The sequence below is a fragment of the Subtercola sp. YIM 133946 genome (assembly GCF_036553535.1).
Classification (GTDB): domain Bacteria; phylum Actinomycetota; class Actinomycetes; order Actinomycetales; family Microbacteriaceae; genus Subtercola.
In genome coordinates, this window is record NZ_JAZHPE010000011.1 from 116,598 (window position 1) to 130,151 (window position 13,554).

Genomic DNA, 13,554 nt, shown 5'->3' on the forward strand with positions numbered 1-13,554 from the left:
CTAGACGCCGGCGCGTATGCCCTCAGATTCCGCTGTTGATGCAGGCCGCTCCCGAGCGCGGGTCGGCTGCCGGGCAGGTGGTCTTGCCGCACCGAGGGCAGCGCGGGGCGAGCGCCGGGGCGCCGACGGATGCCCGGCCGGCCCCGCCCGCATCGAACCCGCCGTTCTGCGCGGCCTGCACGGCGGCCAGGGCTTCGGCCAGTTCGGGGTGGCGGCGGCGGCTGTCGCCCCACAGGTGCACGGCGTTCACCGGCAGCGGACCGACCAGGTCGACCCGCACCACCACGTCGAGCGGGCGCGCGACGGCGTCGCTGTAGGTGGTGATGTGCAGCTCGTGACCGGGTTGGCTGCGCACCGTGCGGGCGAGCCGCTGCGGCACGATCAGGTAGGTCGCCGGGGCCTGATGATGGCCGTCCTGCAGTTCGAACGGGGCGATGCCGAGCGCGCTGAGCGGTGTGGTCGGGTCGCCCTCGACGCCGAGCGCCTCGGTGAGGAAGGCGACCCAGTCGAGCGACTGGGTCGACGCGCTCGAGGTCTCGATGCCGGCGGCGTCGGAGCGCAGGGCGGCAAGCGGGTCGGTGACCAGGCGGCGCACGTGCGGGCGAGCCTCGCACAGCGCCCCCCTCTGCACGGCGGCGATGAGTTCGCGCAGCCGAACCTTGGCGACCGCCTCGAGCAGACTCTCGTCGACCATGTTCTGGCGCACGATGCGCCGCGAGTTGTTCGACGCGTGCGGCAGGTCGTGATCGAGCGCGTCGAGGCCCAGCTGATCGGCCGAGAGGCCGAGGCGCGAGCCGATCTGCGACAGCATCTCTTCGAAGGCCTCGGCCCGCCAGCCGATGCGCACGAGGCTGTGCGCCGCGGAGTGCTGCAGCCTGATCGACTCGGCCGAGGTGCCCTCGTAGGCCTGGGCGATCTGCATCGCGAACGGCATCGAGTGGTCGTCGACGGTGTCGAGTCCGGTGTTGAGCCAGGCGGGGTTCACCGTCCACGGTGTGTAGAGCGACACCGAGAGCAGTTCGAGCCAGTCCATCGCCTGCGAGTAGAGACTGCCGAGCCGCTGCGTCTCCGACCGAGCGGCGGCGCTGGCGTCGGCGAGCTGGTTCAGGTCTTCCAGGGTGGTGCTGACCGTTCTGTCGTAGGCCGACCAGCCCCGGTAGTACGACGAGGCGAAGCCGAACACGAACAGCACGAGCGCCACGATCACGCCCACCACGATCATCCAGTCGGCCGGGTACAGGCTCCAGTCGCGCACGAAGCCGAACAGGCGCGGCAGGAAGAACAGCAGCGCGCCGAGCGCGAGAATGATGACAGTCGACACCCCCACCCGCAGGTGGAAGCTCTTGCGCAGCCGCACGAGCGCACCGGGCGCCGGCAGAGCAATGGAGGCGAGCCGGTGCTCGACGTACGCCAGGTCGGTGCGCACCCGGTCGCGCGTGGCGTTCATGCGGCCGAGCACCTTCCATAAGAACGAGCGTTCGCGCTGACCGAGCCAGTGTTCGAACGACGACAGGGCCGCCCGGTACTGTTCGAGGTCGAGCCCGACCCGCGCCTGGTGGTCGCCGATCTCGGTGCCGGTGCGCTCGAGCGACTCGAGTCGGGTGGGCAGCGAGACGCACTCGGCGAGGTAGGGCCGCAGTGCTGCGTAGGGGTCGTCGCCCGAGCCGCCGGCCACCGCCTCATCGGCGGTGAGTTCGGGGATGAGCGCGGCGATCTCGCCGTCGTCGCCGAGGCTGATGGCGCCGTTCGAGATGAGGTACTGCTTCAGGGTCTCGAAACGGTTCGAGGCCGACACGTAGGCACCCTGGGCGTGTGCGTACCGTGTGGCGAGGGCATCGGCCTCGGCCTGGGTGGTGCGGATGGCGTCGGTGAGGTCGTCGCGCAGCGTGGCGCCGGCGTGCAGGTTGCTCGAGCTCACCGTGGCCGGGAAGCCGGGCGGCGGCGCGGCCCCGGCCGTGACGGGGAAGACCCATTCGTCGCTGGCGTCGGGCAGCACGTCGCTGACCCGGCCGAACACGGGAATCTTCTCTTCGATCGGCGAGAAGCCGCGCTCGACGAGGTTCGAGCTGCCGTCGAGCGAGCCGAACACCAGTTCGCGCAGGCCGGTCCACAGGCGTGGGGTGGAGCGCAGGGCGCTGGCAGCCGCCGGAGAGTGCAGGGCGGTCTGGGCCTTCGCCTCCGCCACGAGAACCGCCGACCGGGTGTCGAGCAGCAGGCGGTCGCGCGTGTCGACCTTCTGCTCGTCGCCCGAGACGACCTCGAGGCGGCCCTCCTGGCCCTGGAACAGCGAGTGCATCAGCGACGCGAAGCCGGTGCGGATCCACGCGAACCACCAGTGCGGCATCCAGGCCAGCTTCTCGAACGCGAAGCTGATGAACATGCCGAGCTGGCGCCAGGCTCCGACCCGCTCGCGCGGCACGGCCAAGTCGAACTCGGGCTGGTGGTAGCTCAGTTTCGCGTCGTCGAGGGTGAAGGCCGAGTCGACCATCGCTCTGACGTAGTCGTCGATGCGGTCATCCGGAATCGCCGCCGTGCCCTCGGCCGGCACACCCCGGGAGGGGTCGATGAGTGCCGAGGTGGGGTCGGCGGCCTGGGTCAGCACCTGCGCCGCCACGCGGCGGGCGAGCCCGTCGGTGACCACGCCGTTGACGAAGACGCGTGGCATGAAGACGCCGCTGGCCGCCGAGGCCTCGCGTTCGAACAGGTCGAGCGAGCCGTTCGGCACACCGTTCCAGATTCCGCTCACCGTGGCGATGTGCATGAGGGCGAACCCGACGAACCGGTCGTTGTCACGCACGAAGGCGTCGCCCGCCCACGGGCTCGAGCGGTCTTCGGGTGAGGCCACGAGGGTGATGCCCTGGTCGTTCTCGGCCCACTCCACACGCTGCCGCAGCTGAAACTCGGTGGGCGCGCAGATCAGGTTCACCTTGAGCAGTTCGGTGCGGGCCTTCAGGTGCGTGTAGTCGGGGTTCACTGAGGGCAGCGAGAGGGTGATGTAGTCAGACACCGTCTGGGCGATAGCGTCTTGCAGGGCATCCTGTTCGCGGTTCGGCAGGGCCGAACGCACCTTCACCAGCCGCACGAGGGTCAGCGGTTCGCGGGCCAGGGCCTCGAACAGATCGACGTCGATACGCTGCAGCTGGCGGTCACCGTCGATACCGAGCGCCCAGGCCCGGATGCTCGGCGGGCTGTCGGGCAACATGCTCACCCGCTCGGGCTCGACCCAGAGCGCCGGGCCGAGCAGCGAGAGCTCCACCCACTGCGCGGCGAGCGCCGACAGCGCGGCACCCTGCTCACCGCTCGGCAGCAGGATGATGCTGACCGCACCCTCTGCCCACACTCCCCTGTTGGCCATGCCTATCGTCCCGACTTCATCAGATGCCCGACTTCGCGGCCTTGGTCTCGACCACGCCGTCACGCAGGTCGCCCAGGATGCGCACGATGTCGTCGCGGATCTCCCAGCTCACGGGGTAGTTGTAGACACTGGTCTTCACGTCTTGCGTGGCGATCTCGGCGACGAACTCGGCGCGCTCGTTCTCGAGGAAGACGCGCAGCGCCTCCTGCCGGCCGGCGAGCGGCTGGGTCGGCGACCCGGCGCGGCCCGCGTCGGGTTCGGGGGCGTGCAGGCCGAGCCGGCCGTCGCGAATCCAGCCCTGCAGGGCACGCGAGAGCTGGCCGGGGTTGCTGCCGCCGAGATCCATGAGCACGTGGTAGGCGCGCAGCGGCTTCAGCGACCCCTCGGAGCTGACGAGCGCCATCGCCACGATGAGCGACTCGAGCACCACGCCCGGGTAGTCGTTCGAGGGCGCGATGCCGGGGTGCAACAGCGGGTGCGGGAAGTCGGCGTATTCGAGCGCCTCCGGATCCCACACGCTGAGCTTCGGCCCGCGGGCGTCGTCGGTGGCGTCGACCGCGAGCTGGCCGAGGGCCTTGGCCACATACCAGCCGCGCAGCAGCGACTCGATCACCTCGCCGTCGGCGGGCACCGACTCCATCAGCAGGCGCGACCGCTTCCACTTCCAGAAGGCGGCGCGCGAGTTGATGTTGTTCGACTCGGCGAGCCAGCCGCGGGCGATGGGCTCCATCACCGAGTCCATGACGAACGGCTGGTACGGGAATCCCGACATGGCGAAGATCTCGATGCCGTCGACCTTCGCGTCGGCGAACCAGCCCTTCGACACGGTGTCGTCCCACACGCCCTGGGTGACGAGGGCGTGCTTCGTCACCTCGTACATCTCGGTGCCGTCTTCGAACGGAATCGAGCTGAACACCAGGCGGGTGCCCTCACCGATCGACTTGCCGTGCACCTCGCTGAGCAGCGACGGGTTGAGCTTCACCAGCGGCTCGCTCGATCCGAGGGCCGCGCGCAGCTGCTCGGTGAAGGTGTCTTTGCGCTTCTTGAACTCGGCCGGGTCGACGTGCAGCTGGTCGAAGTAGTTGCGCAGGTCTTCGGTGATGTAGCTCTGAAACGCGGTGCCCTGGCGCAGCATCCAGATTCTCGCTCGGTCGACGTACACCTCGGGCTGGTCGGCGAACTCGAAGCGCGGCAGCTGGGGCGAGTTCACGACGTGTGTGGCCTCGGCCGTCACGATCGGCTTCCACGAGCGGGTGTTGCGGATGAGCGTCCACTGCTGCTCGGCGTCGACGGTCTCGTCGCCCGTCGTGCCGACGAGGATCGTGTTCATGATGCGCGGCATGGCGTCGCCGAACTTCAGTCCGCTGGCGGCCGACGAGACGAGCTGCTCGAATTCGCGTGGGTAGTCGGTGTGCGACGTCAGCAGGCGCTCGTTGGGCGCCGGCTCGTACTTGCGCGGCACCGTGGTGTCGTCTTGGCGCGGCCAGAACTCGTACTCGTTGATGCGGCCGTCGGAGTGGTTCGGCTCGGCCACGCGCGACTGCAGGGCCGCGAGGCTCGAGGCGAGGTGGTTGCGCAGCGGCTCGATGAAGTCGCGGCGCAGCTCGCCGAGCAGCGCGCTCGCGCACTCGCGCAGGCGGGCCTCCGACTCCCACTCGAACGCCTGGCCGATGCGGCCGATGGCGAGATCGACGGGCTCCTGCTCGGGCCTGATCGAGGCCTGGTTGGATGCCCGGCTGAGCTCCTCATGAATGTAGCTGGGCAGCTGGCGAATCCAGTTGCGGCGCAGCTCGGCCTCGGCACCGAGCGTGTCGGCGGCGCTCTTCACCACGCGGGTGACTCTGTTCAGCAGCTCCACCGTCACGGGCAAGCCGTGCTCGCCGACCGCCTGTTCGACGGTGTGCACGATGTGGCTCGGCTCAGTGGCGATCCACTCGTCGAGCTTCACCTGGCGGTTGGCGGTGTCTTTGGCGAGGTACCGTTCGACCTTGTCGTTGTACTCGGCCGTCAGGCGTTCGTACCACACGGAGATGTCGAGGCCGCCGGCCTTGTCGAGCGAGCCGGGTGCGCTCGACGACTCGAACACGTCTTTCTCGAAGTCGAGCTGCAGAGCCTTCTGGCCGGCTGCGTCGCGCAGGGCGTTGATGACGTCGTTGCGCTCCTCGGTCTCTTCGTCGAGCCGGGCGGCGCTGATGAAGCCGGCGAGCGCCCAGGAGGCCTTGAGCTCGATCCACTCTTCGCGGGTGCGCTCCTTGAACGACGGGTCGCTCTCGGCGTGCCAGTAGAGCATGCGGTCGACCGACGAGCGGGCGAACCGCTCGGCGGCGTAGTCGAGAAACTTCTCGCGGCCGAGCGTCACCCGGCCGAAGCCGAGGCTCGAGAACGGCGGCGACTGGTCGATCGGGCGCATCAGGCGCGATTCGTCGCTCAGCTTGTTGGCGCCGACGTTGGCGGTCCAGTTGCCGGTGGCGTACTCGTCGATGTCACCCTGCACCCGGTCATCCGTCATCCACGCCGAGATGCTCGTCGCCAGCGCCGAGTACACCTCGCCCTGGTTGTCGAACGAGATCTTCGAGTTCTGGCGGCCGATGATGAACGGGTAGGCGCCGCCGACCTTGTCGCGGGCGCCGCCGTAGCTCGGGGTCAGGCCCTTGCTCTTGAACAGCTCGATGGTCGACTCCGAGGGGTTCTTGGTCCAGAACCCGTTCATGGTCTCGGCGACCGTGGCGAGGGCGTTGCTCGGGATGCCCCCCGAGCCCTTCACCTGGTCGAACACGTCGGGCGCGTAGAGCAGGCTGAAGAACTGGTACGCCCACGGGTGGGTCTTGGCGGTGGCCTTGATCGCCTCGATCACGTCGAGGTACTGGCCGGCGCCCGACCCGCCGGCGATCGACGAGACGACGATGACGGTCGGGTTCGGGGTGATGCCGCCGTCGGCCTTGGCCTTCAGCACGTCGCCGAGCGTGCGCAGCTGGCCGAGGGCCTTGGCGTCGCTCATTTTGTTGATGGCCTCCTGGGCCGACTTCGCGATGTCGCTGAGCTTGCTGAGCGCGACCGCGCGGCCCACGGCGCGAAACTGGCCGGCGCCCTTCGTCACGTCGACCGGAACCCGCTTCGGATCGGGCAGCTGCCGCATCACGTCGTCCATGATCTGAGACGGAATCTTCTTGCCGTGCACGATTCCGCCGAACACCGACTCGTAGGCGCCGCCGCCGGCGACGAGCCCCTTGTAGTTCGCAGGGGGCATGAACGGCTGCGGGTAGTCGGCGCCGTCTTGCGTGATGGGGGTGTCGAAGTGCAGCAGCTGCCAGGCATCCGGCAGCCCCTGGTGCCAGTCGGCCTGCTGCAGGCGCAGCTCGAGCGCGTGCCGCAGCCCGCGCAGCGTCTTGCCGCCCGAGCCGCCGACGCCGATGATGAGAAACGGTCTGAGCATGGTTACTGTCTCCTGGGTCGAGGGGGTGGCGGGGCGGCGTTCGGGTCGATTCCGGATGACCGGGGTGGCCGTGGTGCCGTGTCGCCGCCGCGCGGCGCGCCGGGCGCCGGTGGTGCGGATGAGGTGGTCGTGGGTGCGGCACCGCGCGCGGGCGGTGCCGAGGTCGTGGGTGCCGCCGCCTGCTCTCCGACCACAACGCGGGCGCGGGAGACCTTCGCCCAGAGCTTCGTGTCGCGGGTGACGTCGAGCATCCGCTCCAGGAACTGGTCGGGGTTGCGCGGGTCGTTGCGCTTGTAGACCACCAGCGTCGCCGGGATCGGCCCCGCCGCGGGCGACTGCAGCAGGTCGGGCTCGCGCACGACGAGCGCCCACAGCTTGTTCAGCTGGTCGGGCATGGGGGCGATCATCCCGCTCTCCACCGCGCTGCCGCCACGACCCAGCGGCGCCGGGAAAACGGTGAACACGCGGCTGCCGGCAGGCGCGACGATCTCGTACCGGGTGTTGAACAGCCCCGGCTTCGAGCGCAGAAGCCCCAGATCGGTGTCGGTCACCTTCTTGACCGTATCAAGCTGCCGCTGATAGTCGAAGTCGTCGAGCGAAGCCGCCGACAGGTCGATACCCCTGGCCCCACGGATGTTCTCACCCTGGCTGATCGTCACCGGGAACGAACCCCGCAGCAGTTGCCGACCGTGCGCGATGCCGGCCGTGACGACGTTCATCAGCCACAGCACGATGAGCGCGAGCAGCAGTCCGAGCAGAATCAGCACCAGAGCGGTCAGGTTGAAGGCCGTGGCGTTCACCGGCCGGGTGGTCTCGAACGACACCGGCACCGTCTCGGGCAGTGCCGAACCGTCGGCCGCCGTCAGCACGACCGGCAGTTTCGCCGCGACCTCGCTGTTGGCGGCGACCGGGTTGGTCGCCGCCAGGTCGACGGTCACACTCTGGCCGGCCGGCACCGCCATGCAGCCGTTCGCCAGCTGCGCCGTCGTGCTCCACTGCCAAGTGCTCGCCCGGTCGGCCGGGTCACTGACCACCTGCGGTGTCAGTCCGCTCGGAAAGCACACCGAGCCTGCCGTGCCGTCTGCAGGCGCGGTGAGGGTCAGGATGCCCGCGGCAGAGCCCTTCGACCCGACCAGCGTGCTCAGCGTCAGGTTCGCGGGGCTGACCGTCGGAAAGTTGGCCGGAATCGCCACCTGCAGCTGCTGCGCCGCGCTCACCGAGGCGAGCGTGAGGGTGCTCTTCACCGTGCTCAGCGGGTTCAGTTCGTAGACGAGGTTCATCGTTCCGCCGTCGTCGGCGCCGGGCGTGTAGTCGAGCGTGAACGACCCGTCGGCGTTCACCGTCGCCGTGCCGATCTGCTGAGCGGCCGATCCGTCGGCGGGCAGCTTCGACACGACCAGTGAGTAGGCATAGTCGCTGAGCTCGAGGGCGCGGCCGGTGGTGGTCGCGATCTGCCCGGCAAGGGTGCCTGCGACTCCCGCGATCAGCGAGTTCGACGTGCTCGGCACGATCTTCAGGCCGCTGTAGAGGTACAGCTCGCGGTCTCCGCCGGCCGGAGTATCGAGCATCCAGTGCCCCTCGTAGGCCGCCGACTGCACGTCGACATCGATCTGGGTGACCCCGCCCGTGGTCGAGACCTTCACACCCGGCGCGGTGGTGGCCGCCGAGAGGGCTGGGATGCCCGAACCGTCGGGTGCCGCGAGCGACCACGCCGGGTCGACCGTCAGCACCGTGAAGCTCGACACACCCGGGTCGATCGTGAACCCGCCGTCTGCGTCGAACGGCTGCGGATACCCGCCGTTGATCAGCACGCCGAGGTTCGCGAAGACGGTGGCCAGCTGCGTCGGGTCGCTCGCCTCGACGAGGGCGCCGTTCACCGAGGTCGAGGGCGGCGGAGACTGCCCGCAGGTCACCGTGCTGCCGTCGACCTCGCCCGTCGACTCGACAAGGGGCCGCATGTACTCGGTCTGCGTCTGCTCGGCCGGGTCGGGATCGACCGAGAGCAGCACGCCCACGACAACCACGCCGCTCGCGCGCAGGGCGTTGAAGACACCGAGGCCGTCGGCCGGCTCGCTCGAGCCGTCGACGGTGTTGCCGCAGAGAGTGTTGAGGGCGGCGGCGTTCTGCGCCGCATTGTCGTTCAGGTTCAGGGCGCCGTCGGTGAGCCAGACGAGCATCTGGCAGCCGCCATTGGCCGCATGCTGGGCCTCGAGGGCCGCCTGGGCCCCGGCAATTCCGGCGCCCCAGTTGGTGTAGCCGAGCGACGGCTGATCACGAATGGTCCGGTTCAGCGCCGCGGCCTGCGCCTCGGCGGTGTCGGCCGTCACCGGGGTCCAGTCGACGGCGGGTTTGAAATCGTTGCCGAAGAAGCCGGCGCTGTAGTTCACCTGCACGCCGTTGCCGAGGGCGGCCAGCTGGGTGAGGCTGTTGCCGAGAATGTCGGCCCGCACGAAGTCGGGGTCGGTGGCGTTGCTCGACACGTCGGAGAAGAGGCTGCCCGAGGCGTCGATCAGGTAGTACACGTCGAGCTGGCTGTTGGTGGCGATGCAGCGGCGCACGTCGTCGATGGCGGCGCTGCCGGTCGTCGAGAGCGCCGAGTCGCCGGTCGTCGCGGCCACCACTGTGCTGCCGGTCGCGGCGCCGGCGGCACTCGCGGCACTCGCGGCGCCGGCGGCACGCGCGGCACTCGCGGCGCCGGGGGCACTCGCGGCACCGGCTGCGCTCGCTGCAGCCGAACCGTGCGCCGTACTCGCGCTCGAGGTACCCAGGGGGGGCACCGCCGCAGCGCTCAGACCCAGCGCGGCGCCCGCGGCGACCACCGCGGCCAGCAGCACCGTGGCCAGCCGCCCGGGCCGTCGGCGGCTCACGGGTTCACCCACAGGTCGCTGACCACCGTGGCCAGGTTCACGATGTGCCAGAGCGCGAGCAGAAAGCTCAGCCCGACCATCCATTTCAGCGCCAGGCCGTACCCGGGCCGGGGCGTGAACGCCCGGTCGCGCAGGCCATCGCGCTGCCAGATGCGGTTCAGCCCGAACGCGACGATCACCACGAGCGGGGTGAGCAGGTAGCCGAGCACGCTCAGCCACCAGAGCCCCGGCTCAATGATCGGCAGCGTCAAGAACCACACACTGGATGCCCGGCCGTTCAGCGCCGTCACGATCACGATCACCGCGCTGAGGGCTACCGCCACCGCACCGATGAGCAGCGGCACTGGGCTGGCGACATCACGCCCCCCGCCGGCGCCACGGCCGCCGAGCGACCGCGGGCGACCACCGCGCTGCGAGCCCGAGCCGGCGCCGGGCACCGACGCTGCAGGCGAACCGAACCGGGCGGGCGCCCCGCCCGGCGAACCGGGCGCGGCGTAGCCGCCGGGGCGGGCGGAGCGCGAGCGGGGTGGCGGAGGAGGCGGAGTCGTCATCTGCGAACCTCACCCCTACTCATCACACGGTCTCGTCTCACCGCCGTCTGCGAACCGTGCGGGTGCACGATGCGGCGCTCGTCCACGATAGCCGAGGCTCTCTGGCAGTGAGTTGTGTGATGCTCGGGAACGTACTCCCAATGCGCTGGGAGTCACAGCGGCGCCCGCCGCCGGCGCGGGCTCAGCCGGCGGTGGCCAGAGGCAGCGACACGATCAGGTCGGGGTTCTCCGAGTACACCTCGTTGATGAGGCTGAGGTCGAACATGTCGGCCGTGACCGAGTAGCCGAGCGCCACCATTCCCTTCACATTGGCGGCGATCAGGGCGTCGGTCATCGTGAACAGGCCGTTCGCCACCACGTCGGAGTCGACCATCAACAGGCTCTGCGCCTTGATCTCGGCGACCTGCTGGTCTTGGCTCAGATCTTGGTCTGCTCCGTACTTCGTGACGGCGAGGGTGGCCGACTGGGTCGGGTCGTTGATCGCATCGGCCCAGCCCTGGGCCTCTGCCTTCAGAAACGCCTTCAGCAGGTCGCGCTTGGTGCTGAGGGTGTCTTCGGTCACGACGAACGCGTCGCCGACGAGCGGCAGGCCGTAGTCGGCGTAGTACATGATGACCGGCGTGTAGCCCTGTTCCTCGGCGATCAGCGGTTCGTTCGTGGCGAACGAGCAGAACGCATCACAGGCTCCCGTGACGAGCGGGGCGATGTCGTACTGCACGGTCACGACGTCGACGTCGTCGATCGACATGCCGTTGAGCTCGAGCAGGGCCTGAAACTCGGGTACGGCATCCGTCTGCAGGCCGATCTTCTTGCCCTTCACGTCGGCGAGCGTCGTGATGGGCGTCTTCTCCTGCAGCGACAGCAGGCAGCTCGCGCTCTTCACCAGGTGGGCGCCGATGATCTTGATCGGAGCGCCCGACGAGACGGATGCCCCGGCCTGCCCGCAGTCGGCCACCAGCCCGATGAGCGCCTGGCCTCCGACGACCGACTCGATGGGGCCGGTCTGGCCGCCGCCGGCCAGCAGCGTGACCTCGTCGAAGCCGGCGCCCGCGTAGTACCCCTTCTCGGTGGCGAAGTATTCACCTGCGAACTCGACGTTCTTGATCCAGCTGAGCGCGAGTCCGATGGTTCCGAAGTTCTGGGCGCTGGCCGTGGCCGAGGCGCCGACCGCGGCCGTGCCGCCGTCGGTCGAGCAGGCGGCCAGCACCATCGCGCCTCCCACCGTGGCACCGCCGATGCCGATGTACCGCAAGAACTGGCGACGGTCGACGGGCTTCGTGAATGCGGAGGAAGTGCTCGGGTTCATGTCTCTCCTTAGGGGTGTCTTCTGGCGAGGTGCGGGAAGCGTGATGAGAGACATCGTCGTCTGCGGGGCAGAGCATTTGAACTAGTTAGTTCACTTTAGAGCGACCACGTTTCGTCGGCATTTCGCGCCAGTTTCTCTCGTGTTTCTCTCGCGCTCCCCTCGACTTCCCCTCCCTCTCCCGCCTCTCGCGCACCGACCCCCCGCGTCAGACCCCCACGGCCATGCGGATTCCGAGCGTCAGCATCACCACGGCGATGAACGCATCGAGCACCCGCCACGAACTCGGCCGCGCGAAGAACGGCCGCAACAGCCGCGCCCCGAACCCGAGGCCGAAGAACCAGATGAAGCTGCCCGCCATGGCCCCGCCCGCCCACCACCAGCGCTCGTCGACGCCCTGCTGGTTGGCCACCGAACCCAAGAAGATCACCGTGTCGAGGTACACGTGCGGGTTCAGCCAGGTGAGGGCGATGGTCGTGCTGACGGCCACCTTCAGGGTCACCCCGGGCTTCTCGTCGGCCGCCACGAGGGCTTTCGGATGCACGGCGCGCCACGCGGCGAACAGGCCGTACACGATCAAGAACCCCGATCCCACCACGCGGATGATGATGAGCGCTACCGGCGCCGCCACGATCAGCGCGCCGATGCCGAGCACTCCGGCACTGATCAGTACGGCATCCGACACCGCGCAGACCAGCACGACCGGCAGAATCAGTCGGGCCCTGCCCTCGATGCCGAGCCGCAGCACGTACGCGTTCTGCGCGCCGATGGCGATGATGAGCGACAGGCCGGTGAGCAGGCCGAGCAGGGCGGGCAGAAGGGTGTTCTGAAGGGTCACCAGCCCACGCTAGGGCGGACACCACGTTCAGTACAGCTAATCTTTCTTATGCTGCCTAAGCTGACCTTATGCAGGTATTCCAGTTCGACCAGCTCTCGACCCTCGCGGCGCTCATCGACGAGGGCACGTTCGAGGCGGCGGCGCAGCGCCTGCGGGTCACAGCGTCGGCCGTGTCGCAGCGGGTGAAGGCTATGGAGCAGGCGGCCGGTCGGGTCTTGGTGCAGCGCACCAATCCGGTGCGCACCACGGCGGCCGGTGACCTCGTTCTGCGCCTGGCCCGGCAGTCTCAGCTGCTGCAGCACGACACGCGCTCCGCGCTGGCTGCGGGCGGTGCGCTCGGCGCCGACCTTCGCGATGCCGCAGCGGGCGTCGGCTCGACTGACGTCGACGACACCCGCCCGTTCGTCTCGCTGGCCGTCGCGGTCAACGCCGACAGCCTCGGCACCTGGTTTCTCGATGCGATCGCTCCCCTGGGGGAGTCGTTGCACGCGGTCTTCGATCTCTACCGCGACGACCAGGGCCACACCACCGACCTGCTGCGGTCGGGCACAGTTCTGGCGGCCGTCACCTCGACCCGGGAACCGGTGCAGGGCTGCACGTCAGAGCCGCTGGGCGTGATGCGCTACCGGGCGGTCTGCTCACCGGCCTTCGAGGCACGCTGGCGACCCCGCGGTGCCGAAGCGGAGCTCACCTGGCTGGCCGGCGCGCCGATGCTCAACTTCGACCGCAAAGACGACCTGCAGCCCGGCTACCTGCGGTCGCACGTGCCGGGTACGGCGCACGTGCCGGGCGCGGCACGAGACCCGGGTGCGGCGCTGGAACCTGGCGTGGCGCACGTGCCGGGCAGCGTGCGCGTGCCGGGCGCGGCGCGGGAGCCGGGCGTGCAGTCGGCTCCGGGGCGGACGCCACGACCCGGCACTCCGCACGTCGACGCAGCACGTACCCCGCCGACGCACTACGTGCCCACCACGGCCGACTTCGCCCGAGCGACCGTGCTCGGCCTCGGCTGGTCGCTGCTGCCCGAGCAGCAGTGCCTCGCCGAGATCGCGGCGGGCACTCTCGTCGAGCTCGACCCCGATCATCCGGTCGACGTGTCGCTCTACTGGCAGCGCTGGAACCTCGACTCCCCCACCCTCACCGCGCTCACGGCCGCCGTACGGCTGGCCGCCCGCGCCGCGCTGGTCGAGTAGCGCGCCCCAGGCACACC

Annotated in this window: 7 protein-coding genes; 1 reads left to right on the plus strand and 6 read right to left on the minus strand. The window is 69.5% G+C overall.

Annotated features, from left to right (window positions below; genetic code table 11):
• Positions 1 to 22: 22 nt before the first annotated feature.
• The 6 genes from V3W46_RS02895 to V3W46_RS02920 all read right to left on the minus strand — a co-directional run bounded on the left by V3W46_RS02895 (position 23) and on the right by V3W46_RS02920 (position 12,347).
• Positions 23 to 3,355, minus strand: coding sequence for a hypothetical protein (locus V3W46_RS02895; RefSeq protein WP_331781587.1), 3,333 nt, complete (start codon positions 3,353 to 3,355; stop codon positions 23 to 25).
• A 19-nt stretch (positions 3,356 to 3,374) separates the two neighbouring features.
• The gene (locus V3W46_RS02900) at positions 3,375 to 6,788 is read right to left on the minus strand and encodes a tubulin-like doman-containing protein (protein WP_331781588.1); all 3,414 of its coding nucleotides are present in this window, start codon (positions 6,786 to 6,788) and stop codon (positions 3,375 to 3,377) included.
• Positions 6,789 to 6,790: 2 nt separating this feature from the next.
• Entirely contained in the window at positions 6,791 to 9,655 is a 2,865-nt protein-coding gene (locus V3W46_RS02905) for a hypothetical protein (RefSeq protein WP_331781589.1), read from the minus strand.
• The gene (locus V3W46_RS02910; RefSeq protein WP_331781590.1) at positions 9,652 to 10,206 is read right to left on the minus strand and encodes a hypothetical protein; all 555 of its coding nucleotides are present in this window, start codon (positions 10,204 to 10,206) and stop codon (positions 9,652 to 9,654) included. The genes V3W46_RS02905 and V3W46_RS02910 overlap by 4 nt, the downstream gene beginning before the upstream one ends.
• Before the next feature lie 181 nt (positions 10,207 to 10,387).
• Complete coding sequence (locus tag V3W46_RS02915) at positions 10,388 to 11,512, minus strand: ABC transporter substrate-binding protein (protein ID WP_331781591.1); 1,125 nt, start codon at positions 11,510 to 11,512, stop codon at positions 10,388 to 10,390.
• A gap of 205 nt (positions 11,513 to 11,717) precedes the next feature.
• The gene (locus V3W46_RS02920) at positions 11,718 to 12,347 is read right to left on the minus strand and encodes a LysE/ArgO family amino acid transporter (RefSeq protein WP_331781592.1); all 630 of its coding nucleotides are present in this window, start codon (positions 12,345 to 12,347) and stop codon (positions 11,718 to 11,720) included.
• 68 nt (positions 12,348 to 12,415) lie between these two features.
• Here V3W46_RS02920 and V3W46_RS02925 point away from each other — a divergent pair, with 68 nt between their 5' ends.
• Entirely contained in the window at positions 12,416 to 13,537 is a 1,122-nt protein-coding gene (locus V3W46_RS02925; RefSeq protein WP_331781593.1) for a LysR family transcriptional regulator ArgP, read from the plus strand.
• The last annotated feature ends 17 nt before the right edge of the window (positions 13,538 to 13,554 follow it).

Bases quoted from the DNA above. Each gene is read 5' to 3' on its own strand.
- V3W46_RS02925 (WP_331781593.1), top strand. From the start codon at position 12,416: ATGCAGGTATTCCAGTTCGACCAGCTCTCGACCCTCGCGGCGCTCATC.
- V3W46_RS02915 (WP_331781591.1), bottom strand. From the start codon at position 11,512: ATGAACCCGAGCACTTCCTCCGCATTCACGAAGCCCGTCGACCGTCGC.
- V3W46_RS02895 (WP_331781587.1), bottom strand. From the start codon at position 3,355: ATGGCCAACAGGGGAGTGTGGGCAGAGGGTGCGGTCAGCATCATCCTG.
- V3W46_RS02900 (WP_331781588.1), bottom strand. From the start codon at position 6,788: ATGCTCAGACCGTTTCTCATCATCGGCGTCGGCGGCTCGGGCGGCAAG.
- V3W46_RS02910 (WP_331781590.1), bottom strand. From the start codon at position 10,206: ATGACGACTCCGCCTCCTCCGCCACCCCGCTCGCGCTCCGCCCGCCCC.